31 protein-coding genes and 1 pseudogene are annotated in these 24,964 nt (G+C 67.9%); 27 read left to right on the forward strand and 5 right to left on the reverse strand.

Going from position 1 to position 24,964, the window contains the following annotated elements; translation table 11 throughout:
• Positions 1-149: 149 nt before the first annotated feature.
• From I2W78_RS31360 to I2W78_RS31395, 8 genes are all read left to right on the forward strand, one after another.
• A complete protein-coding gene (locus I2W78_RS31360) occupies positions 150-887 on the forward strand; it encodes a helix-turn-helix transcriptional regulator (protein WP_196463612.1) in 738 nt (245 codons plus the stop codon).
• Positions 884-2,305, forward strand: coding sequence for a Fe-S cluster assembly protein SufB (gene sufB, locus I2W78_RS31365; RefSeq protein ID WP_196463613.1), 1,422 nt, complete (start codon positions 884-886; stop codon positions 2,303-2,305). The genes I2W78_RS31360 and sufB overlap by 4 nt, the downstream gene beginning before the upstream one ends.
• An 87-nt stretch (positions 2,306-2,392) precedes the next feature.
• Entirely contained in the window at positions 2,393-3,577 is a 1,185-nt protein-coding gene (gene sufD, locus I2W78_RS31370; RefSeq protein ID WP_196463614.1) for a Fe-S cluster assembly protein SufD, read from the forward strand.
• Positions 3,574-3,894, forward strand: coding sequence for a bifunctional 3-phenylpropionate/cinnamic acid dioxygenase ferredoxin subunit (locus I2W78_RS31375; RefSeq protein ID WP_053762338.1), 321 nt, complete (start codon positions 3,574-3,576; stop codon positions 3,892-3,894). The genes sufD and I2W78_RS31375 overlap by 4 nt, the downstream gene beginning before the upstream one ends.
• Positions 3,895-3,901: 7 nt before the next feature.
• The gene (gene sufC, locus I2W78_RS31380; RefSeq protein WP_196463615.1) at positions 3,902-4,666 is read left to right on the forward strand and encodes a Fe-S cluster assembly ATPase SufC; all 765 of its coding nucleotides are present in this window, start codon (positions 3,902-3,904) and stop codon (positions 4,664-4,666) included.
• Positions 4,663-5,919: a cysteine desulfurase gene (locus tag I2W78_RS31385; RefSeq protein ID WP_196463616.1), complete on the forward strand. Its 1,257-nt coding sequence runs from the start codon at positions 4,663-4,665 to the stop codon at positions 5,917-5,919. Before sufC ends, I2W78_RS31385 begins: the two co-directional genes overlap by 4 nt.
• A 16-nt stretch (positions 5,920-5,935) precedes the next feature.
• Positions 5,936-6,400 carry a Fe-S cluster assembly sulfur transfer protein SufU gene (gene sufU / locus I2W78_RS31390; protein WP_196463617.1) on the forward strand — a complete coding sequence of 155 codons (465 nt, stop codon included), beginning with the start codon at positions 5,936-5,938 and terminating at the stop codon, positions 6,398-6,400.
• Positions 6,397-6,729, forward strand: coding sequence for a metal-sulfur cluster assembly factor (locus I2W78_RS31395; RefSeq protein WP_067271562.1), 333 nt, complete (start codon positions 6,397-6,399; stop codon positions 6,727-6,729). The genes sufU and I2W78_RS31395 overlap by 4 nt, the downstream gene beginning before the upstream one ends.
• Before the next feature lie 18 nt (positions 6,730-6,747).
• Here the strand turns inward: I2W78_RS31395 and I2W78_RS31400 are convergent, their stop codons facing one another.
• Positions 6,748-7,659 (reverse strand): AbfB domain-containing protein, encoded by a 912-nt coding sequence (locus I2W78_RS31400; protein ID WP_196463618.1) that lies wholly within the window; start codon positions 7,657-7,659, stop codon positions 6,748-6,750.
• A 248-nt stretch (positions 7,660-7,907) separates the two neighbouring features.
• Between I2W78_RS31400 and I2W78_RS31405 the strand changes: the two genes are divergently transcribed.
• From I2W78_RS31405 to I2W78_RS31420, 4 genes and pseudogenes are all read left to right on the forward strand, one after another.
• Positions 7,908-8,228 (forward strand): DMT family transporter, encoded by a 321-nt coding sequence (locus tag I2W78_RS31405; protein WP_196463619.1) that lies wholly within the window; start codon positions 7,908-7,910, stop codon positions 8,226-8,228.
• Positions 8,228-8,758, forward strand: a pseudogene (locus tag I2W78_RS31410) (TetR/AcrR family transcriptional regulator); the annotation flags it as partial. The gene I2W78_RS31405 and the pseudogene I2W78_RS31410, both read left to right, overlap by 1 nt.
• Before the next feature lie 491 nt (positions 8,759-9,249).
• Positions 9,250-10,239 carry a 2,3,4,5-tetrahydropyridine-2,6-dicarboxylate N-succinyltransferase gene (gene dapD, locus I2W78_RS31415; protein ID WP_196463620.1) on the forward strand — a complete coding sequence of 330 codons (990 nt, stop codon included), beginning with the start codon at positions 9,250-9,252 and terminating at the stop codon, positions 10,237-10,239.
• Positions 10,240-10,486: 247 nt separating this feature from the next.
• A complete protein-coding gene (locus tag I2W78_RS31420) occupies positions 10,487-12,235 on the forward strand; it encodes an ATP-dependent nuclease (protein WP_196463621.1) in 1,749 nt (582 codons plus the stop codon).
• A gap of 44 nt (positions 12,236-12,279) precedes the next feature.
• Here the strand turns inward: I2W78_RS31420 and I2W78_RS31425 are convergent, their stop codons facing one another.
• Positions 12,280-12,702 (reverse strand): hypothetical protein, encoded by a 423-nt coding sequence (locus tag I2W78_RS31425; protein ID WP_196463622.1) that lies wholly within the window; start codon positions 12,700-12,702, stop codon positions 12,280-12,282.
• Between the two features lie 957 nt (positions 12,703-13,659).
• Here I2W78_RS31425 and I2W78_RS31430 point away from each other — a divergent pair.
• Complete coding sequence (locus I2W78_RS31430; protein WP_196463623.1) at positions 13,660-14,220, forward strand: HD domain-containing protein; 561 nt, start codon at positions 13,660-13,662, stop codon at positions 14,218-14,220.
• Here the strand turns inward: I2W78_RS31430 and I2W78_RS31435 are convergent.
• The gene (locus tag I2W78_RS31435) at positions 14,208-14,678 is read right to left on the reverse strand and encodes an NUDIX hydrolase (RefSeq protein WP_196463624.1); all 471 of its coding nucleotides are present in this window, start codon (positions 14,676-14,678) and stop codon (positions 14,208-14,210) included. The two genes, I2W78_RS31430 and I2W78_RS31435, sit on opposite strands and share 13 nt — an antisense overlap.
• A 102-nt stretch (positions 14,679-14,780) precedes the next feature.
• On the reverse strand, positions 14,781-15,512 hold the full coding sequence (locus I2W78_RS31440; RefSeq protein WP_196463625.1) for an XRE family transcriptional regulator: 732 nt from the start codon (positions 15,510-15,512) through the stop codon (positions 14,781-14,783).
• A 161-nt stretch (positions 15,513-15,673) separates the two neighbouring features.
• Here I2W78_RS31440 and I2W78_RS31445 point away from each other — a divergent pair, with 161 nt between their 5' ends.
• The 12 genes from I2W78_RS31445 to I2W78_RS31500 all read left to right on the forward strand — a co-directional run bounded on the left by I2W78_RS31445 (position 15,674) and on the right by I2W78_RS31500 (position 22,809).
• Entirely contained in the window at positions 15,674-16,033 is a 360-nt protein-coding gene (locus tag I2W78_RS31445; RefSeq protein WP_196463626.1) for an SCO3933 family regulatory protein, read from the forward strand.
• A 3-nt stretch (positions 16,034-16,036) separates the two neighbouring features.
• On the forward strand, positions 16,037-17,392 hold the full coding sequence (locus I2W78_RS31450) for an FtsK/SpoIIIE domain-containing protein (RefSeq protein WP_196463627.1): 1,356 nt from the start codon (positions 16,037-16,039) through the stop codon (positions 17,390-17,392).
• An 18-nt stretch (positions 17,393-17,410) separates the two neighbouring features.
• Positions 17,411-17,893 (forward strand): hypothetical protein, encoded by a 483-nt coding sequence (locus tag I2W78_RS31455; RefSeq protein WP_196463628.1) that lies wholly within the window; start codon positions 17,411-17,413, stop codon positions 17,891-17,893.
• 5 nt (positions 17,894-17,898) lie between these two features.
• Complete coding sequence (locus I2W78_RS31460; RefSeq protein ID WP_196464795.1) at positions 17,899-18,570, forward strand: DUF2637 domain-containing protein; 672 nt, start codon at positions 17,899-17,901, stop codon at positions 18,568-18,570.
• A 19-nt stretch (positions 18,571-18,589) separates the two neighbouring features.
• Entirely contained in the window at positions 18,590-18,781 is a 192-nt protein-coding gene (locus I2W78_RS31465) for a mobile element transfer protein (protein ID WP_196463629.1), read from the forward strand.
• A gap of 14 nt (positions 18,782-18,795) precedes the next feature.
• Complete coding sequence (locus I2W78_RS31470; RefSeq protein WP_196463630.1) at positions 18,796-18,951, forward strand: hypothetical protein; 156 nt, start codon at positions 18,796-18,798, stop codon at positions 18,949-18,951.
• Positions 18,952-18,975: 24 nt separating this feature from the next.
• Entirely contained in the window at positions 18,976-19,293 is a 318-nt protein-coding gene (locus tag I2W78_RS31475) for a SpdD-like protein (protein WP_196463631.1), read from the forward strand.
• Between the two features lie 89 nt (positions 19,294-19,382).
• The gene (locus I2W78_RS31480) at positions 19,383-19,580 is read left to right on the forward strand and encodes a hypothetical protein (RefSeq protein ID WP_196463632.1); all 198 of its coding nucleotides are present in this window, start codon (positions 19,383-19,385) and stop codon (positions 19,578-19,580) included.
• Positions 19,577-20,962 carry a replication initiator protein RepSA gene (gene repSA, locus I2W78_RS31485; RefSeq protein ID WP_196463633.1) on the forward strand — a complete coding sequence of 462 codons (1,386 nt, stop codon included), beginning with the start codon at positions 19,577-19,579 and terminating at the stop codon, positions 20,960-20,962. Before I2W78_RS31480 ends, repSA begins: the two co-directional genes overlap by 4 nt.
• A gap of 2 nt (positions 20,963-20,964) precedes the next feature.
• Complete coding sequence (locus tag I2W78_RS31490) at positions 20,965-21,165, forward strand: helix-turn-helix transcriptional regulator (RefSeq protein ID WP_196463634.1); 201 nt, start codon at positions 20,965-20,967, stop codon at positions 21,163-21,165.
• On the forward strand, positions 21,165-22,406 hold the full coding sequence (locus tag I2W78_RS31495) for a tyrosine-type recombinase/integrase (RefSeq protein ID WP_196463635.1): 1,242 nt from the start codon (positions 21,165-21,167) through the stop codon (positions 22,404-22,406). The genes I2W78_RS31490 and I2W78_RS31495 overlap by 1 nt, the downstream gene beginning before the upstream one ends.
• 166 nt (positions 22,407-22,572) lie before the next feature.
• A complete protein-coding gene (locus tag I2W78_RS31500) occupies positions 22,573-22,809 on the forward strand; it encodes a hypothetical protein (RefSeq protein WP_196463636.1) in 237 nt (78 codons plus the stop codon).
• A 127-nt stretch (positions 22,810-22,936) separates the two neighbouring features.
• Here the strand turns inward: I2W78_RS31500 and dapA are convergent, their stop codons facing one another.
• Entirely contained in the window at positions 22,937-23,914 is a 978-nt protein-coding gene (gene dapA, locus I2W78_RS31505; protein WP_196463637.1) for a 4-hydroxy-tetrahydrodipicolinate synthase, read from the reverse strand.
• Between the two features lie 131 nt (positions 23,915-24,045).
• Between dapA and I2W78_RS31510 the strand changes: the two genes are divergently transcribed.
• Positions 24,046-24,222, forward strand: a complete 177-nt coding sequence (locus tag I2W78_RS31510; protein ID WP_196464849.1) for a hypothetical protein — start codon at positions 24,046-24,048, stop codon at positions 24,220-24,222.
• A complete protein-coding gene (locus I2W78_RS31515; RefSeq protein WP_196463638.1) occupies positions 24,219-24,932 on the forward strand; it encodes a hypothetical protein in 714 nt (237 codons plus the stop codon). The genes I2W78_RS31510 and I2W78_RS31515 overlap by 4 nt, the downstream gene beginning before the upstream one ends.
• Positions 24,933-24,964 lie beyond the last annotated feature (32 nt).

Below are 24,964 nucleotides of genomic sequence, written 5' to 3' on the forward strand. Positions count from 1 at the left end.
TCGGGCGGGCGGGTGCGAGAACTGCTCGATCTGATCGATCAATGATCGTTTTCGCAGGTCAGCTTAGGTATGCCTAAGTGACGCAGCGCACCAGCAGCCGGTTCGGACGCCGCTTGTCACGCTCTCGGGAATTACGCAACAATGGCGTTGTGAAAAACGTCGGCCAGGCTCGGGAGACCCCCACGGGGGCCCCTCAGGAGGAGTTCGCGACCGGAGAGCGCTCGACGCGCAACCGGGTCGCGCGGTCCATCCTGGACCACGGCCCGTCGACCGTGGCCGAACTCGCCGGACGGCTCGGCCTCACCCAGGCGGCCGTACGCCGGCACCTGGACGCGCTGGTCGCCGACGACGTCGTCGCGGCACGCGAGCAGCGGGTCTACGGAGCGCGGACGCGCGGCCGGCCCGCCAAGGTGTTCGCCCTGACCGACTGCGGCCGGGACGCCTTCGACCAGTCGTACGACAAGCTCGCCGTGGACGCGCTGCGCTGGATCGCCGAGCGGGAGGGCGGAAGCGAGGCGGTCGCCGCCTTCGCCCGCGCCCGGATGGCCGCCCAGGCGGGCGCGTACCGCAAGGCGATCGAGTCGGCCGCACCCGAGGAGCGGGCAGAAGCACTGGCCAAGGCCCTGAGCGTGGACGGGTACGCTGCTACGGCGCGCAGCGCGCCCACCGGCGAGCAGCTGTGCCAGCACCACTGCCCGGTCGCCCACGTCGCCGAGCAGTTCCCGCAGCTGTGCGAGGCCGAGACGGAGATCTTCGCCGAGCTGCTCGGAACCCATGTCCAGCGGCTGGCCACCATCGCGCACGGCGACGGTGTCTGCACGACGTTCATCCCCAAGACTTCCAAGACCCACAACACCGCAAGCACGGCCGGGAGGAACCCCGCATGACTCTCCCCACGGAGACTGCCCACCCCGAACTCGAGGGCCTGGGCAACTACGAATACGGCTGGGCCGACTCCGACGAGGCCGGTGCGTCGGCACGCCGCGGCCTGGACGAGGACGTCGTCCGGGACATCTCCGGGAAGAAGAGCGAGCCGGAGTGGATGACCAAGCTCCGTCTCAAGGGCCTGAAGCTCTTCGAGAAGAAGCCCATGCCGAACTGGGGCTCGGACCTGTCGGGCATCGACTTCGACAACATCAAGTACTTCGTGCGTTCCACGGAGAAGCAGGCGGAGTCCTGGGAGGACCTGCCCGAGGACATCAAGAACACGTACGACAAGCTCGGCATCCCGGAGGCGGAGAAGCAGCGCCTCGTGGCCGGTGTCGCCGCCCAGTACGAGTCCGAGGTCGTCTACCACCAGATCCGCGAGGACCTGGAGGAGCAGGGCGTCATCTTCCTCGACACCGACACCGCGCTGAAGGAGCACCCGGAGCTCTTCAAGGAGTACTTCGGCACCGTCATCCCGCCCGGTGACAACAAGTTCGCGTCGCTGAACACCGCCGTGTGGTCGGGTGGCTCCTTCATCTACGTCCCGCCGGGCGTCCACGTGGAGATCCCGCTCCAGGCCTACTTCCGGATCAACACCGAGAACATGGGCCAGTTCGAGCGGACCCTGATCATCGTCGACGAGGGTGCCTACGTGCACTACGTCGAGGGCTGCACCGCCCCGATCTACAAGTCGGACTCGCTGCACTCCGCGGTCGTCGAGATCATCGTCAAGAAGAACGCCCGCTGCCGCTACACGACCATCCAGAACTGGTCGAACAACGTCTACAACCTGGTCACCAAGCGCGCCGTCGCCTACGAGGGCGCGACCATGGAGTGGATCGACGGCAACATCGGCTCCAAGGTGACGATGAAGTACCCGGCCGTCTACCTGATGGGCGAGCACGCCAAGGGCGAGACCCTGTCCATCGCCTTCGCGGGCGAGGGCCAGCACCAGGACGCCGGCGCCAAGATGGTCCACATGGCGCCGAACACCTCGTCCAACATCGTCTCCAAGTCGGTGGCGCGCGGTGGCGGTCGTACGTCCTACCGCGGCCTGATCGAGATCGGCGAGGGCGCCCCGGGCGCCAAGTCGAACGTCCTGTGTGACGCTCTGCTCGTCGACACCATCTCCCGGTCGGACACCTACCCGTACGTGGACGTCCGTGAGGACGACGTGTCCATGGGCCACGAGGCGACCGTCTCCAAGGTCTCCGAGGACCAGCTCTTCTACCTGATGAGCCGTGGTCTGAGCGAGGACGAGGCGATGGCGATGATCGTGCGCGGCTTCGTCGAGCCGATCGCCAAGGAGCTGCCCATGGAGTACGCCCTTGAGCTCAACCGGCTGATCGAGCTGCAGATGGAAGGCGCGGTCGGCTAAGGCCCGCCATCCGGTACGGCAGCAGGCGGCCCGCCCCCGGGGCGGGCCGAAGATCGCAAACGTAGGAAAGAGAGCAGACCGACAGCCATGGCTGAGGCTCAGAACATCCCGGTGGGCTCTACCACCGCCGGCTCGATCGCGGTCGCCGCGGAGTCGACCGTCGTCTCGCGCATGAGCGCGCCCCCGTCCTTCGACGTGGCGGACTTCCCGGTCCCGCACGGCCGTGAGGAGGAGTGGCGGTTCACCCCGCTGGAGCGCCTGCGCGGGCTCCACGACGGCACCGCCGTCGCCACCGGCGAGGGCGTCAAGGTCGAGGTCGAGGCCCCCGCGGGCGTCGTCGTCGAGACCGTGGGCCGCGACGACGCGCGGCTCGGCAGGGCCGGCACCCCGGTGGACCGCATCGCCGCCCAGGCGTACTCGGCGTTCGAGAAGGCCGGAGTCGTCACCGTCCCCAAGGAGACGGTCCTCACCGAGCCGATCCGCATCGCCGTGCACGGCCAGGGCGGGGTCGCCTATGGCCACCAGGTCATCGAGCTCGGAGCCTTCGCCGAGGCCGTCGTGGTCATCGACCACGCCGGTGACGCGGTGCTCGCCGCCAACGTCGACTACGTCCTGGGTGACGGCGCCAAGCTGACCGTCGTCTCCGTCCAGGACTGGGACGACAAGGCCGTGCACGTGGCCCAGCACAACGCCCTCGTCGGCCGCGACGCGTCCTTCAAGTCGGTCGTCGTGACCTTCGGCGGCGACCTCGTACGCCTGCACCCGCGCGTCACCTACGCGGGCACCGGCGGTGAGGCCGAGCTGTACGGCCTGTACTTCACCGACGCCGGGCAGCACCAGGAGCACCGCCTGCTGGTCACCCACAACACCCCGCACTGCAAGTCGAACGTCGCCTACAAGGGCGCGCTCCAGGGCGACGCCGCGCACGCCGTGTGGATCGGCGACGTGCTGATCGAGGCCAAGGCCGAGGGCACGGACACGTACGAGATGAACCGCAACCTCGTCCTCACGGACGGCGCGCGGGTCGACTCGGTGCCGAACCTGGAGATCGAGACCGGCGAGATCGTCGGCGCCGGTCACGCCTCCGCCACCGGCCGCTTCGACGACGAGCAGCTGTTCTACCTGATGGCCCGCGGTATTCCGGAGCACGAGGCCCGCCGACTGGTGGTCCGCGGCTTCTTCGCCGAGCTGGTCCAGCAGATCGGCATCCCGGACATCGAGGAGCGGCTCATCGCCCGGATCGAAGAGGAGCTGGAGGCGTCGGTCGGATGACCACCTTCGTACGCGCGTGCGCGCTGAGCGAGCTGGAGGAGGACACCCCCAAGCGGGTGGAACTCGACGGCACGCCGGTGTCCATCGTGCACACCGAGGGCGAGGTGTTCGCCATCCACGACATCTGCTCCCACGCGAACGTCTCGCTCTCCGAGGGCGAGGTGGAGGACTGCCAGATCGAGTGCTGGCTGCACGGCTCCTCGTTCGACCTGCGCACCGGCAAGCCGTCCGGCCTCCCCGCGACGCGCCCCGTCCCCGTATACCCCGTAAAGATCGAAGGGGACGACGTACTCGTCTCCCTCACCCAGGAGTCCTGAGGCACCCATGGCAACGCTTGAAATCCGAGACCTGCACGTCACCGTCGAGGCCGACAACGCCACGAAGGAAATCCTCAAGGGCGTCGACCTCACCGTGAAGCAGGGCGAGACGCACGCCATCATGGGCCCCAACGGCTCGGGCAAGTCGACCCTCGCCTACTCCCTCGCGGGTCACCCGAAGTACACCATCACCCAGGGCACCGTCACCCTCGACGGCGAGGACGTCCTGGAGATGTCCGTCGACGAGCGCGCCCGCGCCGGCCTGTTCCTCGCGATGCAGTACCCGGTCGAGGTCCCCGGCGTCTCCGTCTCCAACTTCCTGCGCACCTCCGCCACCGCCATCCGCGGCGAGGCCCCCAAGCTGCGTACCTGGGTGAAGGAGGTCAAGGAGGCCATGGAGCGCCTCAACATCGACCCGTCCTTCGCCGAGCGCAACGTCAACGAGGGCTTCTCCGGCGGTGAGAAGAAGCGCCACGAGATCCTTCAGCTGGAGCTGCTCAAGCCGAAGGTCGCGATCCTCGACGAGACCGACTCCGGTCTGGACGTCGACGCGCTGCGCGTGGTCTCCGAGGGCGTCAACCGCGTCCGCGAGACGGGCGAGGTCGGCACCCTGCTGATCACCCACTACACGCGCATCCTGCGATACATCAAGCCCGACCACGTGCACGTCTTCTCCGGCGGCCGGATCGTCGAGTCCGGCGGCGCCGAGCTCGCCGACAAGCTGGAGGAAGAGGGCTACGAGGCCTACACGAAGGGTGGCGCATCCGCGTGACACAGCTGCCGGGCCTCCTCGACACCGAGGCGATCCGCAAGGACTTCCCCGTCCTGGACCGACAGATCCACGACGGCAAGAAGCTCGTGTACCTGGACAACGCGGCGACCTCGCAGAAGCCGCGTCAGGTGCTGGACGCCCTGACTGAGTACTACGAGCGCTACAACGCCAACGTCCACCGCGGTGTGCATGTGCTCGCCGAGGAGGCCACGGCGCTGTACGAGGGCGCGCGCGACAAGGTCGCCGAGTTCATCAACGCGCCCAGCCGCGACGAGGTGATCTTCACCAAGAACGCCTCCGAGTCGCTGAACCTCGTGGCGAACATGCTCGGCTGGGCCGACGAGCCCTACCGGGTGGACTCCGACACCGAGATCGTCATCACGGAGATGGAGCACCACTCCAACATCGTGCCGTGGCAGCTGCTGTCGCAGCGCACGGGCGCGAAGCTGAAGTGGTTCGGCCTGACCGACGACGGTCGCCTCGACCTGTCCAACATCGAGGAGATTATTACGGAGAAGACGAAGATCGTCTCCTTCGTGCTGGTGTCGAACATCCTGGGCACGGTCAACCCGGTCGAGGCGATAGTGCGGCGCGCGCAGGAGGTCGGCGCGCTGGTCTGCGTCGACGCATCGCAGGCCGCGCCGCACATGCCGCTGGACGTCCAGGCCCTGCAGGCCGACTTCGTGGCCTTCACCGGCCACAAGATGTGCGGCCCGACGGGCATCGGCGTGCTGTGGGGCCGCCAGGAGCTGCTTGAGGACCTCCCCCCGTTCCTCGGCGGCGGCGAGATGATCGAGACCGTGTCGATGCACTCGTCGACGTACGCTCCCGCCCCGCACAAGTTCGAGGCGGGTACGCCGCCGATCGCGCAGGCGGTGGGCCTCGGCGCGGCGATCGACTACCTGTCGGCGATCGGCATGGACAAGATCCTCGCCCATGAGCACGCGCTGACCGAGTACGCGGTGAAGCGCCTGGTAGAGGTCCCCGACCTGCGCATCATCGGCCCCACCACGGCGGAGGAGCGCGGCGCCGCGATCTCCTTCACCCTCGGTGACATCCACCCGCACGACGTGGGCCAGGTCCTCGACGAGCAGGGCATCGCCGTCCGGGTCGGCCACCACTGCGCCCGCCCCGTGTGCCTGCGGTACGGAATTCCTGCGACCACGCGAGCGTCGTTCTATCTGTACTCCACGCCGGCCGAGATCGACGCACTGGTCGACGGCCTGGAGCACGTACGGAACTTCTTCGGCTGAGGGGCGTGCTGACACCGTGAAACTGGATTCCATGTACCAGGACGTCATCCTGGACCACTACAAGAACCCGCACGGGCGGGGCTTGCGGGATGGCGACGCCGAGGTACACCACGTGAACCCGACCTGCGGCGACGAGATCACCCTTCGTGTGAAGTACGACGGCACGACGATCAGCGACGTCTCGTACGAGGGCCAGGGCTGCTCGATCAGCCAGGCCTCGGCCTCCGTACTGAACGAACTCCTCGTCGGCCGGGAGCTGGCCGACGCGCAGCGGATCCAGGAGACCTTCCTGGAGCTGATGCAGTCCAAGGGGAAGATCGAACCGGACGACGCGATGGAGGACATCCTGGAGGACGCGGTCGCGTTCGCGGGTGTCTCCAAGTACCCGGCCCGGGTCAAGTGCGCCCTCCTGAGCTGGATGGCGTGGAAGGACGCGACGGCCCAGGCGCTGGGCGCCGACGCCGAAAGGAAGACCGCATGAGCGAGACCGTGGAGATGAAACCGGCCTCGGAGGAGGAGCTCCGCGAGGCCCTGATGGACGTCGTCGACCCCGAGCTGGGCATCGACGTCGTCAACCTCGGCCTGATCTACGGCATCCACATCGACGATGCCAACATCGCGACCGTCGACATGACCCTGACGTCCGCGGCCTGCCCGCTCACCGACGTCATCGAGGACCAGGCCAAGTCCGCCACGGACGGCCTGGTCAGCGAACTGCGCATCAACTGGGTCTGGATGCCGCCGTGGGGCCCGGACAAGATCACGGACGACGGGCGGGAGCAGCTGCGGGCGCTCGGCTTCAACGTCTGAGCCCGCTCGTACGTTCTTTCAGTGGCCTCCGGTATTCCGCCGGGGGCCACTGTCGTACCCGTACCCGTACCCGTACCCGTCCCCGTACCCGTGCTGTGTCTCGGTCACGTCGGTCACCAGGCGGAACGCCATGTCGGCGTAGTACTGGCCGTTGTGCTGGTACGAGTCCAGGCGCAGCCGGAAGTCCTGGTGGCGCAGGAAGTGGCCGGGGTAGTTGACGGACTCCAGGGCGATCGCGTCCGAGTAGCCGAGGGACCGGGGGCAGAAGGTGGCGTCCTGCCGGAACAGGCCCGAGCCGTCGTGGCCCTCGGCGCGCAGGACGAATTCGTGGTGGCGGAGGTAGTCGCCGTCGGCCGTGACGAAGGAGTAGCAGGAGGAGTCGGCCAGGCCCTTCACGAGCCGGAGGCGGGCGTCCTCGCGGTCCGAGGACGAGGTGACCGTGTCGAGGACCACCCGACCGTCGCTCACGCGCCAGTAGCGGTCGGGGTAGTTGACCGAGTTGACGAACCGCCAGGTCGCCGAAGTCGAGGGCGGCTTGGGCGAGTTGGAAGACGTGGCGCCGGGTGCGGGGGACTTCGGCGGTGTGCTCGCGGGGGCGGGGCTCGGCTTGCCGGACGAGGTCCGCGAGGGGTGGGCGGACGACAGGGCGCTCTTGCCGGGGGGTGTGGTCGTGCCCGCCGAGGAGGGGCTGGCGAAGGAGATCAGGCCGGGTACGGTCGCGCCGTCCGTGGGGGCGGGCGGTGCGCTCTTGGGTGACATGTCGTCAGACTGCGTTTCCATGACGGCCACCGCGGTCACGCCGGCCACGATCGTGGCCATGGCGAGGGCGCCCGCCAGCCACAGGCGCCGGGTCCCGGGGACCCGGGAGGTGTCCGGGGACCAGTTGTTCTCCCACGGCTGCTGCGGGGGTGGGGTCGAGCTTTCTGGCATGCGCGAATCTCCAGGGGGCGCGCGGGGGACCGGGGGCGGCCGTGACCGGCCGGTAATTGAGCGGTGAAACACTAGTGGACGTTGTGACGCTTGAGCAGCCTGATTCAACAAGCGTTTCCGTATCGGTTTCCGCGTCGGTAACCCGGCCTGTGAGCGGTCGTCATGGCGGTCATCATGGCGGTTGTCATGGCGGTTGTCATGCCCGGCGTTATGTACGCTTGTACATAACGTTGTGTACCCTTGTACACATGGGATTCCTACTGCTCGCCGGCGCCATAGCCGCCGAGGTGGCAGCCACCACCGCCATGAAGTACAGCCACGGCTTCACCCGGCTGTGGCCCTCGCTGATGACCGCCCTCGGGTACGTGGTCGCGTTCGCGCTCCTCGCCCAGACCTTGAAGACGGTCTCCGTCGGCACGGCGTACGCGATCTGGTCCGGCGTCGGCACCGCGGCGATCGCGGTGATCGGGATGCTGTTCCTCGGTGAAGGGATGACCGTGGCCAAGGCCGCCGGGATCGCGCTGATCGTCGTGGGGGTCGTGGTGCTCAATCTGGGCGGTGCCCACTGATGGTCCGGCGGTACGACCCCGAGCGGCGGCAGCGGATCATCGACGCGGCGATCCGCGTGGTCGGGGCCAAGGGGATCGCCGGGCTGAGCCACCGGTCCGTCGCCGCGGAGGCGGATGTACCGCTCGGTTCGACGACGTACCACTTCAAGACGCTCGACGACCTGCTGGTCGCGGCGCTGCGGCAGACGAACGAGGGCTTCGCCAGGCTGGTCGCCGAGCGCGAGTCCCTGCGGGATCGGCGGACCGACCTGGCCGCCGAGCTCGCCGCCCTGCTGGGGGAGTGGCTCGCGGGTGACCGCACGGGGGTGGAGCTGGAGTACGAGCTGTACCTCGCCGCGCTGCGCCGCCCGGCGCTGCGGCCGGTGGCAGCGGAGTGGACCGAGGAGGTCGGCGAACACCTCGCCGACCGCACCGATCCGGCGACGGCGCGGGCGTTGCTCGCGCTGATGGACGGGATCTGTCTGCAGGTGCTGCTGACGGGGGTGGCGTATGAGGAGGGGTGGGCGCGGGAGGTTCTGGGGCGGGTGATCCGAACTGCCGACGGTACCGTCGCTGCGACGGGAGGCGGCGCGGGGTCTGTGCCTGCGGGTGGCGCCGGTTCGCGTTCTGCGGGTGGCGCTGGTTCTCTTCCCGGGGGTGGCGGCGGTGGCCTTTCTGCGGGTGGCGCTGGTTCGCGTTCTGCGGGTGGCGCTGGTTCGCGTTCTGCGGGTGGCGGCGGTGCCCTTTCTGCGGGTGGCGCTGCTCCGCGTTCTGCGGGTGGCGCCGGTCCCCTTCTCTCGGGCAGCCCCGGCTCCCTTCCCTCGGGCAGCGCCGGTCCCCTTCCCGCAGGCAGCACCGGTCTCCTCCCGGCAGGCGACCCCAGCCCCCTGCTCGCCGACAGCCGCCCCCTGCCTGCCGACAGCCGCCCCCTGCTCGCCGACAGCGGCCCCCTGCCCGGCGTCGGCCCCCTCGCCCCGCCCGCCACCTGAGACATCCGTCCGCTGGTTCGCCTCCGTGGCCCCCCGCCGGTTAGGTTGCCCTCATGACCGACACGACTGCTCCTCGCACCACCGGCGCCGTGGCCGCCGGCCTTGCCACGATCGCCGCCGACGGCACTGTTCTCGACACCTGGTTCCCCGCGCCCGAGCTGGCCGCCGAGCCCGGACCTGCCGGTACCGAGCGCCTCGACGAGGCCCGCACCGCCGAGCTGCTCGGTGAGCACGGCGTCGCGGCGCTCGGCAAGGACGAGGTGCGCGGCGTGGAGGTCGTGGCGGTCCGGACGGTCATCTCCTCCGTCGAGGACAAGCCGCTCGACACCCACGACGCCTACCTGCGCCTGCACCTGCTCTCGCACCGCTTGGTCAAGCCGAACGAGCCGAACCTCGACGGCATCTTCGGCCTGCTCGCCAACGTCGCCTGGACCTCCCTCGGCCCGGTCGCCGTCGACACCCTGGAGACCGTACGACTCGCCGCCCGCGCCCGCGGCCTGCACCTGAGCGTCTTCGGCGTCGACAAGTTCCCGCGCATGACCGACTACGTGGCACCGGCCGGGGTCCGTATCGCCGACGCCGACCGAGTCCGCCTCGGCGCCCACCTCGCCGCCGGCACCACGGTCATGCACGAGGGCTTCGTCAACTTCAACGCGGGCACCCTCGGCACCTCGATGGTCGAGGGCCGTATCTCCCAGGGCGTCGTCGTCGGCGACGGTTCCGACATCGGCGGCGGTGCCTCCACCATGGGCACCCTGTCCGGCGGCGGCAAGCAGCGGGTCGCCATCGGCGAGCGCTCCCTCGTCGGCGCCGAGGCCGGTATCGGCATCGCGCTCGGTGACGACTGCGTGGTCGAGGCGGGCCTCTACCTCACCGCCGGCACCCGCGTCACCATGCCCGACGGCCAGATCGTCAAGGCCCGCGAGCTGTCCGGCGCCTCCAACATCCTCTTCCGCCGCAACTCCGTCACCGGCACGGTTGAGGCCCGCCCGAACAACGCGGAGTGGGGCGGGTTGAACGACGTACTGCACAGCCACAACTGATCATCGGCGGCCGTGACCTGCGGCCGTCTTATGGATCAACGTCCTGACCTGCTGTCGAGCTGTCGGCAGCTGTCGACGTTGGTCATCGTTGAGCGCCCTTCCACGGCCCGAGGACGGCCCGGGAGGGCGCTTTCGGCATGTCTCCGAAGCAGGCTTCCTCGGGTGCTCGGTAGGCGGGCAGCGCCCTTTTGTAAGAGGTTCATCCAAACCGCTGTCCCGGGTGGCGCTGGAAAACTACAGTGGGCGGGTGCTTAAGAAGCTTCGCCTGTCCCACTTCAAGGGCTTCGCTGAGTTCGAAATCAACTTCGGTCAGCAAGCAGTTCTCGTCGGCCCCAATAACGCCGGTAAGAGTACTATTATCTCTGCGCTTCGCCTTGCGGCTGAAGAAGTTTCGTTTGCGCGGCGCAGGAATAGCCGAGACCGGTTCAATCTAGATGGAAATAGATGGGCTTTCGGGCATCACCTGTCTAGCGGAATCGGAAACCCGTCTGGTTTCGTGGGCGAGAATATTCGACATGAATTCCGAGAATCGGAAACGCGACTTGAGTTGACGTTCAGTTCTGGCGCTACTCTGAAATCTGTATGGCCGGTGGAGGAGTCTCCTTTTTTCTGTCTGGTTAATGATGACGGATCCATCGTGAGCGCAAGTGCCATTGCTCGATCTGTGACGCCGTCGATCGGGGTAGTTCCTACGCTGACCCCCGTTCAGCATCGGGAACTCGTCCTGACGGAGAGATACGTCAAAGAGAGCCAGACCACGCGCCTGTCGAGTAGCCACTTCAGGAATCAGCTATATTACCTCAAAAGGGAAGATGCTGATGCGTACTTCGATCTGACATCTTTCATCCTGGAAAATACACCAGAGATTCAGGACATTAGCATCGAGGCTAGCTCGGCCGGTGATGCGGCCGAACTCGACCTCTATTTCACCGAGACCGCCACAAGGTCAGTAAAGGAGCTCTTCTGGGCTGGCGATGGCCTTCAAATTTGGCTTCAGTTTCTACTTCACCTATTCCGTCATAGGGCCGCTAAGGCACTGGTTCTGGACGAGCCGGATGTATTCCTTCATCCAGATCTTCAGCGCAGACTAGTCAATGTCTTGGAAGAAAGAAGTCAGCAGTGGATCCTTGCCACTCATGCCCCTGAGATCCTGGCTGAAGCCCGTCGGGACTCGGTGATCCTTGTAGACAGGACCCGTAAGCGTGCTAGGCATCTCCGCGACTCAAAATCGCTGGAATACGCTAGTCAGTCCCTCGGGACGGGCTTCAATTTGGGCCTCGCACGTGCCCTGCGTTCCAAGGTCGCCCTCTTTGTTGAGGGGCAGGATATGAAAGTTCTGCGGAACGTGGCACGCAAAGTGGGGGCAAGGAATCTCGCCGGAGAAAAGGGTGTTGCGGTTATTCCCCTCGGCGGCTTCGATAAGTGGGCACAAGCTGGCTCTTTCTCTACGCTTAGTGAGAGTTTGCTCGGCGACTCGGTGAAGGTGTACGTCATCCTGGATCGAGACAATCGAACGGAAGGCCAGGCGTTTGACGTAACTAGTGCATTGTCGCGGTCGGGGGTGCACTGTCACGTCTGGCAGAAGAAAGAGCTTGAGAGCTACTTTCTGATCCCAAGTGCTATTTCTCGGCTGTCAGGGGCCGACCAACCGATGGTTCAAGAGCTTCTGGATGAGGCTATTGAGGAGCAGAAAGTTGACGCTCAAGCGCAGTTTCTTTATCGTCGGCAAACGGATCTGGTGAGTGCAAGTTCGCACGCTATGGACGTTACGCGTGCCGCCATCCCTGAATTTGAGGTGTGGTGGAGCGACGAGGAAAGAAGAGCGGGGATGGTGCCTCCGAAGAAGGTTCTTTCTTCCCTAAATGGCAAATTGACCGCGAAGAAGTGCAAGCCTGTAAATGTGCGGGCGATCTCGAACAATATGAGGGCTGAGGAGATCGTTCCCGAATTGAGGGACATCCTTCTGGAGATTGAATCGGCTATCGCCGGATACTGAATCTTGAGAGCGTGCGTTACTGGAGACACTCGCCGACCTGATCTTCAAGCAGGATCACCCACGCCGCTCTCCGCAACAGTCGTTTCAGTAGGCGTTCCGTTTGATTGACCTTCCTCGGCGTCCAGCGATGATGCCACGATTTGAGGCAATGAAGACGACAGGATAGTTGATTCCAACTCTCCAGAGACCACAGCCTGGATCAGTACGTCATTCGCCTCGCGCGCCTTTTGCTGACCGCGCATAATAAGAAGCCACGCGCAGGGAATGAGCAAGAATACGCTGGGGCTGCTATTAGCTGCGACGGCACTCACGAGGATGGACGAACTGAGGCCGACGTTCACTCTCAAGTCCGCCTCTGCTGTTGCGCGATCATATGTGCCGTAGAGATCTATATTTCTCGCCTGGAGTCGGATGGCCAATTGGTCGAGTTCGCCGCCGAACCTGCCCATTACTGAATGAAGATCCACCTTCCTTCCGCCGATATGTCGAATGTATACGGCTAGATCGATAAGGGCCGAGCGAGAGGCGCGACTGCCCCATTCGGGCCGCCGAACGCCGGTCCAGGACTCCGCGAAGGCAAGTGGTGCACGTGGGTCTGCGGGGCCCCGAATGGTGGCCGGGGTCTCGGTCCATTGCAGAATTCGGGGATCGCTAAGTTGGCTCCCCGCTGACCTCTTCAGGATTTTTTGACGGAGGATCCACCACCACTCAGTAAATCTAAACCAGTGAACTATAGAGCGGGCGCGAATCTCAAGCAGGCTACCAATTAGATATGCCGCAAAGGAGACGGCGGCAAGTGTTGCCGCCGTGCCGGCTGTAGCGCTTAGCTGATATACGCTCTTCCATACTCCCTGTGCCTCGCCTCTCTTGGGGATGTGATCGGAAAATGTAATCCAGAGAGCAATCACCCAAATATAACCGGCCGCCAATGGGGCCCGGATTTCTCGAATTCCTGGGAGTAGATTTGCGAGCATGGCTTTATTCTGCATCGGGGGCGCAGGGCACGTGGGTGGTTTCGAGTAATCGAGGTCGGTGGAGCGGCTTTGGGCTGGAGCTGCTTTGGGGCGAGTGATCATGGCCCCGTAAGCTTCCGGCGAGTCGGGCAGTCTGTGGACCTGCCCGGTAAAGCACGACGTTGGGGCCATGATCTTAGAGGCTCGCCCCAAAGTGGCTGCCTAAAGCCGTGGAGCCGACCGCCCCAGCCACACAGGGTGTCTCCCACTTCATGCCCGCAGCCGACGAGCGCGCCGCCGGGCGCGGCCAGCCGGGGCGCAGACAGGAGGCAGGCCGCGCCGCAGAGGCGGCGCGCGCCCGCGCCGTGCGCGGGCTCTTGATGGACGTAGGGAAATTCTCACCGCGCCATGATCAGGAGCGGTCGGCGCCGGGGTGTTGGTGGCCTGGTCGTGTCGGCTACCGTGCGGTTCATGCCCTCTGGACTGGACACGCCCCAAGGCGCGGCTGAACTGGCCGAGTCGCTTCTGCCTCCGCTCGGGAACCGCTGGCTGCACACTCAGGCCGTGGCGGCTCGTGCGCGCGAAGCATCGGCGGCTGTGTCCAAGGGAGACCGGGATCTTCTCGTCGCTGCCGCGTGGTTGCACGACATCGGGTATGCGCCGGAGCTGCGCGATACGGGGTTTCATCCACTCGACGGCGCGCGCTACCTGGAGACACTGAGGGCGCCTAATCGGCTCGTGCGGCTCGTCGCTCATCACTCTGGCGCCGTGTACGAAGCCGAACAGCGTGGGCTCACCGATGAGTTGGCCGTGTACGAGCGGGAGGACTCTCCCGTTCTGGACGCCTTGATCTATGCCGACATGACGACCGGTCCGGCCGGGCAGTCCTTCGACTTCGATCAGCGCATTGACGAGATCCTGGAGCGGTACGAGCCGGGTAGCGAAGTGCACAACGCGATCAGCAAGGCGCGTCCGTACCTCGGGGCCGCCGTGGAACGGACGCGCGCTCGCCTCGGTGATCAGCCGACGTAGGGCTCCTGCCGGTTCGCCAATCCGTGGTCGATCCGCATCCGCATCGACGGATGGATGTTCAGGCTGTCCAGCCGACTGGGGTGCACGAAGGCCACTTCCTTGCTCTCGCTGCTCGTGCGCAGCTCGCCGCCGACGATGCGTGCTCGGAAGCAGATCGAGAACTGCTGGCGTACCTCGCCGTCGTCGTACGCCATGACGTGAGCCGGGTTGGTGTAGAGGCCGACCAGTCCCGTCACCTCGACGTCGAAGCCGGTCTCTTCCTTCGTCTCACGTACGGCGGCATCGGGTGCTGACTCGCCGACGTCGACCCCGCCGCCCGGCAGAGCCCAGAGGTTGTTGTCAGTCTTGTGGATCAGCAGGACTTCCCCGGCATCGTTCAGCGCGACCGCGGTCACGGAGGGGACGATGCTGTTCGCCTTCGGGGCGTTCGGATCGTTGAAGTAGTCGACTCGGGCCATGCCTCCAGCCTCGCATGCTCGGCTGTCGTACCGAGTCGGCCGGGGACCGGGTGCCGGTTCCGCCGGCGCCCGCAGCCCCGGCCCCCGAGGGCATCGGCTTGCCTACGCGAGGCGACCACGCTCCCAGGCGTAGTCGAAACTCCGCATGTAGTGCCGGAAGGTGCGGGCACCGGGGATGTACCGGAAGTGCAGCACTGGGTTCTGTCCGGCCGGTGCTCCGAGCACGTGCGGGTTCACTAACACGTCATCGTCGAAGCGATAAATCGAGTTGTAGAGGATCGTGTTGTGAAGCCGGACCTCGACGCCCGGCGTCGTCATCGCCGGTTCGAGGTAGCGCCGTGTTATCCGGGCGCGTGCGGCCAGGTCGTCGCCGATGCCTTCCTCCTCGCCGCGCTGGCGGACCATCTCCGAGTCCGGGTCGCCGAGGAGCACGCGTATCTGTGCTCCGGCCTTGGCCTTGTCGGCCAACTCGTACGGCAGATCCGGGTGGTTGTCGAAGAGGAACAGTCCCGCGTACACGAGGATGTCCACCTGGTCCTTCGCCTTCTCGATCAGCGATGACCACAGCGCGGCCGGTACCGCACCCCGGTGCGGGTAGTACGTGATCAGCTCGGACGTGCTGGCGGACTCGGCCTGCTTCTCGACGGTGGGCCACAGGTAGACCTCGTCAACTCCGAGGAAGTTCGCGGCCTTCCAGCGGTGCCCTCGGTGCGGCGTCCGGCCGGTGGTGATCCAGCGCTCCACGCTCTTCGGGTCGACGCCGACATGCTGGGCCACGGACTGGATGGTCTCGCCCTTCGCTGAAATCGCCGCGCGCAGACGCTCGTTCGCCATGACTGCCCTCTCGTGGGACGTATCAGGGACGTTTTGACGATAACTCAGACGTCCCCAAACGTCCATACGGGCCGTGATGTGTCCACCACTCCTCGCGGTCTCCTGATCTCACCGGCGATTCCGGTCGGTTCCAAATCCACTCCAGATCAGGAGAACAGACGATGCGTCAGATTCCTGTCGACACCTCCACCGCCACCGTGATGGTTGCTCAGACCCCGGAGCCCAAGGTCCGCGACCGCCGTACCGGCGAGATCGCCACCGACACCGAGACCGGCGCGAAGCTGATGACGGTGAACGTGATGTTCGCCCTCAACGGCGACGTCGAGATCCTGAACGTCACCGTGCCGGAGACCGGCGTCTCCGAGGACCTGGCGATGGGGACGCCGGTCGCCCTGACGGGCCTGATCGCCCGGCCGTGGGAGAACGAGTTCAACGGCCAGAAGCGGCACGGGATCGCGTTCCGTGCCGTGGCCGTCACCTCGCTCGCTGAGGCTGGCGCGGCGAAGTCGAAGGCGGCCTGAGCCATGACGTGGCTGATCGTCGCCCTGGTGCTGGTTGTCGCCGCTGCGGGTCTCCTGCGGTGGCGGCGCCCCGCCTGGTACTGGCTGGCCTTCGGTGTCACCTGGGCTTCGCTGCGGGTCCTGGTCCGCTACCCCTCCGTGATGGACGCCTGCGGGCTGACTGTTCCGGCCTCCCGCTGGCGGCTGACGCTGGCCCGGATGGCCAACCGGCCCGTTCCCGGTCCTCATGCTCCGCGCATCCTGCGCGTGCGGCCGACCCGTACCGGCCTGGTCCTCCGGCTGAAGCTTCGGCCCGGTCAGGACGCCTTCGACGTGGCGGCCTCGTGTGACCGGCTGCGGCACTCGTTCGCCATGTACGGCGTCACCTCCCGTGAACTCCGCTCCGGTGTCGTCGAGGTGCGGATGACCGGCTACGACGTGCTCAAGCGCGTGCAGATGCCCGCCCAGCTCGACACCCGCCCGATGCGGGTCCCGGTCGCCCTGCGCGAGGACGGCAGCGTGCACTACCGCGACTACCGGGCCGTGCCTCATGCGCTCACGCTCGGCGCCACGGAGTCGGGCAAGTCCGTCTACCAGCGCAACCTCGTGGCAGGGCTCGCTTCGCAGCACGTGGCCCTGGTCGGGATCGACTGCAAGCAGGGGGTGGAGCTGTTCCCGCTGGCTCGCCGGTTCTCCGCGCTCGCCGACAACCCCGACACCGCCGCCGAACTCCTCGACGCACTGGTGGCGCACATGGAGGACGTCTACCAGCTCATCCGCGCCGAGCAGCGGATCACCACCGACGTGCCGGATGCGGAGATCGCCGCCGACATCTGGGACCTGCCCGAAGACCTGCGGCCGATACCGGTCGTGGTCCTGGTCGATGAGGTCGCCGAACTCGCCCTGTTCGCCAGCAAGGAGGAGGAGAAGCGGCGGGACCGGATCATCACCGCGCTGGCCCGGCTGGCTCAGCTCGGCCGTGCCGCCGGGATCTACCTGGAGATCTGCGGGCAGCGCTTCGGCTCCGAACTCGGCAAGGGCATCACCATGCTCCGCGCCCAGCTCACCGGCCGGACCGCGCACCGCGTCAACGACGAATCCAGCGCGAACATGGCCTTCGGCGACATCGCCCCGGACGCCGTGCTGGCTGCGATCCAGATCCCCACCGACATGCCCGGCGTCGCCATCACGGGTGACTCCACCGGCGGTTGGGCCCGCATCCGCGCCCCGCACACCTCGCTGCGGCAGGCCGTGAACATCTGCAACCTGCACGCCGACCTGACCCCGGACCTGCCCGCCCTGGCGCCCTTCCGGCCCGCCCTCGACGGCCCTGCGCCGACTCCTGACTCGGCCGTCGAGTCCATCCCTGCCACCACGTGATCCCAGGAAGGACCCCCGATGTTCTGCGAGTACTGCGGCGATGTCGACGGCGAGGAAACCGGCGTCGACCACGACGAACGGGACTGCCCCTGGTACGGCACCGAGGACGGCGCCGTGACGATCGACGCCGACCAGCTGGCCGACACCCTGAGGGCCACGGCGGACGGCGTCCCCGCCCTGCGGGCCGCGATCGGCCTCCTGATCGGCCACGGCCCGTGGGTCAAGCGCCTGGCCGAGCGGCCCGGACTGTTGCTTATCGACTACTCCGGCCCCACCCCCGAGCCGTACGGCGTCGACTGGGTCAAGGTCGTTGAGGCCCTGGACGCCAAGGAGTTGCCCGCCTCCGGTGGGGAGCTGCGCATCCTCGGCCTCGCCGCCTCCCTGGCCCACCCCGCCGCCCGGGTTCCGCTCGGGGACGCGGTCAGCGGCTTGGACGCGGCCAACCTCGACCTGGTCCTGACGGCCATCGCCGAAGCCAACGGCCGCCCGAGGGTGCGGTGATGGCCATGCCGTCCCGACTGCGCCTTGACGCCGTCCTCGTCCAAGCGGTCATCGCCGGGGCCCTGTCCTTCGCCCACCTGCACGACCTGGCAGCTGCTGCCGGACAGTCCGGCTGGAAGGCCTGGGCTTACCCCGTCTCCGTCGACCTCCTCTTGGTCGCCGTCTGGCGCAGGCTGCGCACCGATGGCCCGTCCCGGCTGGCCTGGTGCTGGTTCCTCATCGCACTCGTGGCTTCGCTCGGCGCCAACGTCGCGACCGCCGGACTCCTCGACCTCGACCACGTCCCGGCCTGGCTGCGCATCCTCGTCGCCGGATGGCCCGCGCTGGCCTTCCTCGGCGGCACCCTCCTGGCCCACTCGCCGACTCCGGCCGGGGACCGGGTGCCGGTTCCGCCGGCGCCCGCTGCCGCGGCCCCCGAACCCGACCACGACACCGACCCTGCGCCTGTCGTGGAGCCGGAGACCGCCCCGGCCTTGCCCGCCGCCGACCCGACCCCGACTCCGACTCCGGCGCCCGCTCCGGCCGTGCCCGTCCCGGCCGCCCTCGTCGACCACGCCCGCAAGGTCGCCGCCGACCACGAAGCCCGCACCGGCACCCGGATCGACACCGACACCCTGCGCGCCCGCCTCAACGTTCCCGCCCCCATGGCGGACGCCATCGCCGCCCAACTCGCCTGACAGACAAGGAGACCAGCTCATGCCCGCCCGTGACTTCTTCCACTCCGTGATGCGGATCGGCCCGGTGCAGATCGGCACCCGCCGCGACCGGCGCGGCCAGACCAAGCACGCCGCCGTGTGCACCTCCGACGGCTGCGGCTGGTCCGCCGACTACACCAGTCAGTCCGCCGCCCAGCTCGCCGCCCGCACCCACCGCTGCAAGGTCCGCTGAGGGAGGCCACCGCCATGGAAGTACCGCTCTGGCTCGCCCTGATCGTCGTCGGCTGGCTCGGCGTCAAGCTCATCCGCCCGCCCGCCTGGCTCATCGCCGTCCTGCTGCTCGGCGGCTTCCTCCTTGCCGACAGCGTCCTTGCTCCCGCCATCAACGCCTTCGTCAAGTAACCAGCCACAGAAGGGAGTTATCCCATGCTGCGTCCGAAGATTCCCACCATGCCGACTCCGACCGGCCACGTGACCCCGCCCGCGGTCGTCGAGCCGACCACCGTTGTACCGGCGGCCCACATTCCGCCGCCTGTCCCGGCGGCTCCGGCGCCGTCCCGGCCCGTCGTCCAGCTCACGCCCGGCACCGTGCTCGCCCTCGTCGGCGGCGGCACCGCCGTGGTGCTGGTCGTCGGCGCCGTCCTGGTCTCCATGCTCCTGGCGGTTGCCATAACCGGCGTCTCGGTCGCCGTGTGCGCCGTCGTCCTTCGCTCCCTGCTCGCATCCGAGACGAAGCGACGCTGACCGGCCCCCGGGCGGCTTCGATACCGCCAAGCATCCGCCGCCCGGGCGCCGTCCCTGTCCGATTCAAGAAACCGGAAGGAATCTCCATCATGACCGGCCCCACCCCGGCTACCACCACACCCGCGCGGATCTGCCAGAACTGCGACGGCTTCGCCACCGCCGCCGTATCCTCCGGTCCGCGCGACCCTCACGGTCACCTGCACACGCTGACCGTCGACTGCCCGGCCTGCCACGGCACCGGCACCGTTCCCGCCCCCGTCGCCCAGCTCGCCGGGGGCCGCGCATGACCAACCCCGCGACCTTCGCGGGCCTGGACCCGACCACCCTGGGGGACCTCCTCCGGGTGGCCGGGTCTCCGGGCTTCGACCGCTGGCAAGACCAGATCCGCCGCACCGGCGGCTGCGCCGACCCCATCCACCTGCGCGGTTGGGTCGTCCACAAGGACAAGACCACCGGCGAGACCCTGCACCACTACTCCACCGAGCACGAGCCGGGCGGCCGACTCCGCGTCGCCTGCGGTAACCGCCGCGCCTCCCGCTGCCCGGCCTGCGCCTGGATGTACGCGGGCGACACGTACCGACTCATTCGCGCAGGGCTCGCCGGGGACGAGGACAAGGACGTCCCCGTTACCATCCGCGACCACCCCCGAGTCTTCGCGACCCTCACGGCACCCTCATTCGGCCCGGTCCACAACCGGCCCGACCATGGCGTCTGCCGCTGCGGCACCCGCCACACGCCGGAAGATCCCACCCTCGGTACTGCCCTCGACCCGGCGACGTACGACTACGCGGGCGCCGTGCTCTTCAACAACTACGCAGGGGAGATGTGGGCTCGCTTCGTCAACCGGCTCCGCCGGGAGATCGCCAAACGCGCCGGACTGACACAGCGCGAACTCGCCGACACCTGCCGTGTCTCCTACGGCAAGGTCGCCGAGTTCCAGAAGCGGGGCGCCGTCCACTTCCACGCCGTGATCCGGCTCGACGGCACCGACGGGCCTGACTCGACGCCCCCATCCTGGGCCAGCACGAGCCTGCTCACGGATGCGATCCGGGCTGCCGCGCGACACGGCTACACGACCGTCAACGTCCCCGCCGCTGGCGAGCAACCCGCCCGCGCCCTGAAGTGGGGCCGACAGCTCGACGTCCGCCCCGTGCGGGCCTTCGGCGACGGCTCCGAGCTGACCGAACAGGCCGTCGCCTCGTACGTGGCCAAGTACGCCACCAAGGCGGCTGAGAACACCGGCACCCTAGACCGGCGCATCGGCGAACTCGCCGAACTCGACCGCCACGGCGTCCCCGACCACGCCCGTCGCCTGATCACCGCATGCCGCGACCTGGACGCGCTGTACCCGGACCGCCGTCTGTGGGCCTGGGCTCACATGCTCGGTTTCCGGGGCCACTTCTCCTCGAAGTCTCGCCGGTACTCCACCACCCTCGGCGCTCTCCGCCAAGCGCGCGCCGACTACCGCGCCGCCCAGGAACGCGAAGCCCTCGGCCTGGACGACACCGAGCCGGACACCGTACTGGTCCTGGCCGACTGGCAGTACGCCGGACACGGCCACACCCCCGGCGAATCCGCGCTGGCCGCCACGATCGCCCGTGACCTACAGCTCAACCGCCAAGCCGCCCGCGAAGCGCTTGCCGCGCTGCCAGACGAGAGGGAGTGGTGACCATGCCGATCAGACTGCCTGACCGCTACCTCACGCCCGAAGACCTCGTCGAAATCTTCGAACTGCCCAGCGTCCAAACGCTCTACCAATGGCGGCGGAAGCGCATCGGCCCTCAAGGATTCCGGGTGGGCCGGTACATCCGATACGACCCCGAGCACGTGCGGGCATGGGTCAAGTCCCAGATGGAAGGGGCTGCCGCCTGATGGCCGGACACATTCAAGATCGGTGGTACAAGACCGTTCCCGGCCAGGACGGCAAGACCGGCAGGGTCAAGACCGACCGTTACGGTGTCGGCCAGCGCTACCGCGCCCGGTACATCGCGCCGGACGGCTCCGAGAAGTCCAAGAGCTTCCCGGACAAGCAGAAGCGCAGGGCCGAAGCCTGGCTGTCCAACATCGAGGCGGACATGTCGCGGGGGCGGTACATCGATCCGGCCGCGGGCTCGGTGACTTTCGGGGAGTACGCCAAGGAATGGATGGCGGCACTCACGATCGACCCGGTGACCCGTGAGAGTGTCGAGATCCGCCTACGGGTCCATGCCCTTCCGTACCTCGGTGATCGGCCCATGGCATCCTTCCGGCCCTCACACCTGCGCACGTGGATGCGACAGCTGGAGGCAACGGGGCGTGCCGCGTCCTACCGGCGGTCGATCTTCGCCAACGTGTCCGCCGTGTTCACGGCCGCCGTGGAGGACCGGATTATCGCCGAGAACCCGTGCCGGGCACGTTCCGTGCGCGCACCGTCCCCCGACGCCCGCAGGGTCAAGCCGTGGTCCGTGGAACGCGTCATGGCCGTGCACGAAGCGCTGCCGGACGCCTACCAGGAGATGGTCAGCGTGGGGGCGGGCTGCGGCCTTCGGCAAGGCGAGATCTTCGGCCTTGCCGTTGACGATGTCGACTTCCTCGGCGGCACGGTTCATGTGGTGCGCCAGGTCAAGCTCATCCAGGGCAAGCACGCGGTATTCGGACCGCCCAAGGGCGGCAAGGAACGTGATGTGCCGCTGCCGGAGACGGTGTCGTTCGCGCTGGCGGCTCACATCACGCGGCACGAGCCCGTAGAAATCACCCTGCCCTGGAAGACCTTGGAGGGCCCGCCCGTCACGGCCGCACTGCTCTTCGTCAACCCGAGGAACCGTGCACTGCACCGGGCGCGCTTCAACGAGCGGTTCTGGCAACCGGCGCTCACCTCCGCCGGCATACCCCTCGGACGCGAGAACGGCATGCACGCGCTGCGCCACTTCTACGCGTCGGTCCTCTTGGACGCGGGGGAGAGCATCAAGGCCCTGAGCGAGTACCTCGGCCACCACGACCCCAGCTTCACTCTCCGCACATACACGCACCTGATGCCCAACAGCGAGGCGCGCACCCGTGCCGCCGTCGATCAGGTCTTCCGGGACCCGGAGAACGCCCAGGACGGCCCCGAGACGGCCCCTGGCACGAACTGAGTCCCTGACCTGCGTCCCATACAGAACAGCCACAACTGACGTCGCTGCTGCTCAAGACGATCACTTAAAAGGATTACCCTCCGTTACCTCGGGCAGCCCTTGGCAGATGAATCCGGTGGACCCAGTGTCCGGTCAGATGCCGAACCGGTGAGACGAGGACTGAGCAATGACGAACGAGCGGGCGAGGATCATGGTGCGGCGGCTGACCGGCGTGGTCACCGTGGCGACGGTGTGCTGGCTCCCGACGGGCGTCGCGCACGCCGACGAGACCAACACGGCCTCGCACAACGGTCCACGGATCGGCCTGGTGAACCTCGGCCAGGTCGACGACCCGATGGAGGACGTGCTGGAGCACTTCCGGCTGGTCGGCGACGAGCACACCGTGGAGAACGGTCAGAGCTGATCCGCCCCGCAACGGGCACGAAGGCCCGGGGCCCCCATCGCGCGGACACCATGGAGACATGGTGAGCGGTGGGGGCCCCGGGCCTTCGTGGTCATCACGGCCTTCGTGGCCTTCGCGGGCATCGCTGTCACGCGGGCAGTCGCTCTTCCGCCGTCCGCTCCTCGTCCGCCGCCCGCTCCTCGTACGTAGTCGGCTCCTCGTACGTAGCCAGCTCCTCGTACGTCGCCAGCAGACCGCCCGTCGTCTCGCGGCTCGCAGGGCGTAGAGGTGGGCGGACCGGGCCCGACGGGAGGCCCAGCGCGGCCAGCAGTGCCTTGGCGGTGACCGTGCCGGGGAGGTCGGCCGACATCATCGCCTCGATGAGCGGCACCGCCTGCTGCTGGCGACGGGCCGCGCCGGCCGTGTCGCCCGCGTCGAAGTCGTCGAACACGGAACGGACGTGATGGGGGATCACGTTCGCGACCGTGCTGACGCAGCCCGCCGCGCCCACCGCGTACAGGGCGAGATTGTGCTCGTCGCAGCCCGCGTAGTACGCCAGGTCCGTGCGGGACAGGACCTTCTGGGTGCCGAGGAAGTCGTACGAGCAGTCCTTGACGGCCACGATGCGGGGGTGCTCGGCGAGCCGGATCAGTGTTTCCGGCTCGATGCGGGTGCCGGTGCGGGCCGGGATGTCGTACAGCATCAGGGGCAGGGCGGACGCGTCCGCCACCTCGCGGAAATGTGCTTCCACGGCGTCCTGAGGGGGCCGGCTGTAGTACGGGGTGACGACCAGGGCGCCGTCCGCGCCCGCCTGCCCGGCCTGCACGGTGAGCTCGATCGTGTGGCGGGTGTCGGAGGTGCCGACGCCCGTGACGACGGACGCGCGGTCCCCGACCGCCTCCCGGACCGCCCGGACGAGCGCCGCCTTCTCGGTGTCGGACGTGGTCGGCGACTCGCCCGTGGTGCCGTTGAGCACCAGCCCGTCGCAGCCCCGCGACACCAGCCGGTCCGCGAGCAGCTGCGCGCCGTCGAGGTCGAGCGAGCCCGCGTCGGTGAGGGGCGTGATCATCGCGCAGAGGGTGCGGCCGAAGGGCGGGGCGGGCGAGGAGGCGTTGGTCAGGGTCATGGGAGTAGTGTCGGCACGGCGATCGTGTAGTTCCACTTAAATCTTCTAAGGGGTATGTGTAAGCGTTGCTGTGTCGGGGCGGGCGTCGTGGCGGGTGGCCCTATGTCCAACGCCGCCTTTCATGGGTCACCATGGCCGGGACGGTCCACCACCACCCGGTCCTGGGAGGCGTCATGAAGCTCGGCAAGGCACTCGCCACCGGCGTCGCGGAAGAGCAGCCGGTCGCCCACGAGGAGGAGCTCGAACTCCCCGCAGAGATCAAGGACTTGGCGGAGTCCGTGCCCGATGAGGTGCCGGCCGCCCGATGAGGCTGCGGCTTCCGGAGGAACGCCCGACGGAGCCGCCGACCGGATACAAGATCGCCCACCCGATGCTGTCGCAGGACGGCACCCGGGCCGGGTTCACCGGTGTGTCGCTCGGCGGCGCGCTGCCGTACGGAGTCCTGGCCGACGCGTCCTGCGTCTACGGCCTGCGGCACGCGGCGCCGCACCGCCGTTGCGACTGCGGTTTCCACTGCGTGCACGACCGCTCGGTGGCCGAGGGGCTGCTGTGCACCGCCGAGCACCGGACGGCGGTGCTCCTGGAGGTGCTGGTCCTCGGCCGTTACCTCCGTTTCGAACGCGGGTTCCGCTACGCCCGCCAAAGGGTACGCACGGCGACCGTCGGCCCCTGCGCCTGCGGTACGACTGCCGTGGGACTCGCCGACGCCGGCTGGGGCAGGCCCGGCTGGCTCGCCCTGACCCCCTCCTGCGCGGGCTGCCTGCGCGGCCGTACGTCCGTCACCCTCGCTGCCTTCGCCCGGCTGGCCGGGGACGGGCTGCGGGTCGTGGCGCGGGCGGGCGCGGGGGCGGCAGCCGGCACGGATGGGCCCGGCCTGCCGCCCGCCCCGTCGGCCGCGGATCTCGGCGTACCCGAACTCGTCGCCGAAGCCGCCCTCTTGCAGGCCCGCCTCGACTGGTTCCAGACCCAGCTCGCGCGGCTCGGCCGGCGCGGCGGCGGTGGCGTGGCGAAGGGGTAGCAGGGGGCCGGACGGGTACCCGGGTGTTCCGA

The sequence above is a fragment of the Streptomyces spinoverrucosus genome (genome assembly GCF_015712165.1).
Taxonomy (GTDB): domain Bacteria; phylum Actinomycetota; class Actinomycetes; order Streptomycetales; family Streptomycetaceae; genus Streptomyces; species Streptomyces spinoverrucosus_A.

What these genes read in the sequence shown, in the direction of transcription:
- I2W78_RS31490 (WP_196463634.1), top strand. Translation starts at nt 20,965, where the DNA reads ATGCCGATCAGACTGCCTGACCGCTACCTCACGCCCGAAGACCTCGTC.
- I2W78_RS31450 (WP_196463627.1), top strand. Translation starts at nt 16,037, where the DNA reads ATGACGTGGCTGATCGTCGCCCTGGTGCTGGTTGTCGCCGCTGCGGGT.
- I2W78_RS31500 (WP_196463636.1), top strand. Translation starts at nt 22,573, where the DNA reads ATGACGAACGAGCGGGCGAGGATCATGGTGCGGCGGCTGACCGGCGTG.
- I2W78_RS31430 (WP_196463623.1), top strand. Translation starts at nt 13,660, where the DNA reads ATGCCCTCTGGACTGGACACGCCCCAAGGCGCGGCTGAACTGGCCGAG.
- repSA (WP_196463633.1), top strand. Translation starts at nt 19,577, where the DNA reads ATGACCAACCCCGCGACCTTCGCGGGCCTGGACCCGACCACCCTGGGG.
- I2W78_RS31400 (WP_196463618.1), bottom strand. Translation starts at nt 7,659, where the DNA reads ATGCCAGAAAGCTCGACCCCACCCCCGCAGCAGCCGTGGGAGAACAAC.
- I2W78_RS31470 (WP_196463630.1), top strand. Translation starts at nt 18,796, where the DNA reads ATGGAAGTACCGCTCTGGCTCGCCCTGATCGTCGTCGGCTGGCTCGGC.
- I2W78_RS31460 (WP_196464795.1), top strand. Translation starts at nt 17,899, where the DNA reads ATGCCGTCCCGACTGCGCCTTGACGCCGTCCTCGTCCAAGCGGTCATC.
- I2W78_RS31455 (WP_196463628.1), top strand. Translation starts at nt 17,411, where the DNA reads ATGTTCTGCGAGTACTGCGGCGATGTCGACGGCGAGGAAACCGGCGTC.
- I2W78_RS31465 (WP_196463629.1), top strand. Translation starts at nt 18,590, where the DNA reads ATGCCCGCCCGTGACTTCTTCCACTCCGTGATGCGGATCGGCCCGGTG.
- I2W78_RS31510 (WP_196464849.1), top strand. Translation starts at nt 24,046, where the DNA reads ATGGCCGGGACGGTCCACCACCACCCGGTCCTGGGAGGCGTCATGAAG.
- I2W78_RS31475 (WP_196463631.1), top strand. Translation starts at nt 18,976, where the DNA reads ATGCTGCGTCCGAAGATTCCCACCATGCCGACTCCGACCGGCCACGTG.
- I2W78_RS31480 (WP_196463632.1), top strand. Translation starts at nt 19,383, where the DNA reads ATGACCGGCCCCACCCCGGCTACCACCACACCCGCGCGGATCTGCCAG.
- I2W78_RS31395 (WP_067271562.1), top strand. Translation starts at nt 6,397, where the DNA reads ATGAGCGAGACCGTGGAGATGAAACCGGCCTCGGAGGAGGAGCTCCGC.
- dapA (WP_196463637.1), bottom strand. Translation starts at nt 23,914, where the DNA reads ATGACCCTGACCAACGCCTCCTCGCCCGCCCCGCCCTTCGGCCGCACC.
- sufC (WP_196463615.1), top strand. Translation starts at nt 3,902, where the DNA reads ATGGCAACGCTTGAAATCCGAGACCTGCACGTCACCGTCGAGGCCGAC.
- I2W78_RS31495 (WP_196463635.1), top strand. Translation starts at nt 21,165, where the DNA reads ATGGCCGGACACATTCAAGATCGGTGGTACAAGACCGTTCCCGGCCAG.
- I2W78_RS31375 (WP_053762338.1), top strand. Translation starts at nt 3,574, where the DNA reads ATGACCACCTTCGTACGCGCGTGCGCGCTGAGCGAGCTGGAGGAGGAC.
- I2W78_RS31435 (WP_196463624.1), bottom strand. Translation starts at nt 14,678, where the DNA reads ATGGCCCGAGTCGACTACTTCAACGATCCGAACGCCCCGAAGGCGAAC.
- I2W78_RS31515 (WP_196463638.1), top strand. Translation starts at nt 24,219, where the DNA reads ATGAGGCTGCGGCTTCCGGAGGAACGCCCGACGGAGCCGCCGACCGGA.
- sufD (WP_196463614.1), top strand. Translation starts at nt 2,393, where the DNA reads ATGGCTGAGGCTCAGAACATCCCGGTGGGCTCTACCACCGCCGGCTCG.
- I2W78_RS31405 (WP_196463619.1), top strand. Translation starts at nt 7,908, where the DNA reads ATGGGATTCCTACTGCTCGCCGGCGCCATAGCCGCCGAGGTGGCAGCC.
- sufB (WP_196463613.1), top strand. Translation starts at nt 884, where the DNA reads ATGACTCTCCCCACGGAGACTGCCCACCCCGAACTCGAGGGCCTGGGC.
- I2W78_RS31445 (WP_196463626.1), top strand. Translation starts at nt 15,674, where the DNA reads ATGCGTCAGATTCCTGTCGACACCTCCACCGCCACCGTGATGGTTGCT.
- I2W78_RS31440 (WP_196463625.1), bottom strand. Translation starts at nt 15,512, where the DNA reads ATGGCGAACGAGCGTCTGCGCGCGGCGATTTCAGCGAAGGGCGAGACC.
- dapD (WP_196463620.1), top strand. Translation starts at nt 9,250, where the DNA reads ATGACCGACACGACTGCTCCTCGCACCACCGGCGCCGTGGCCGCCGGC.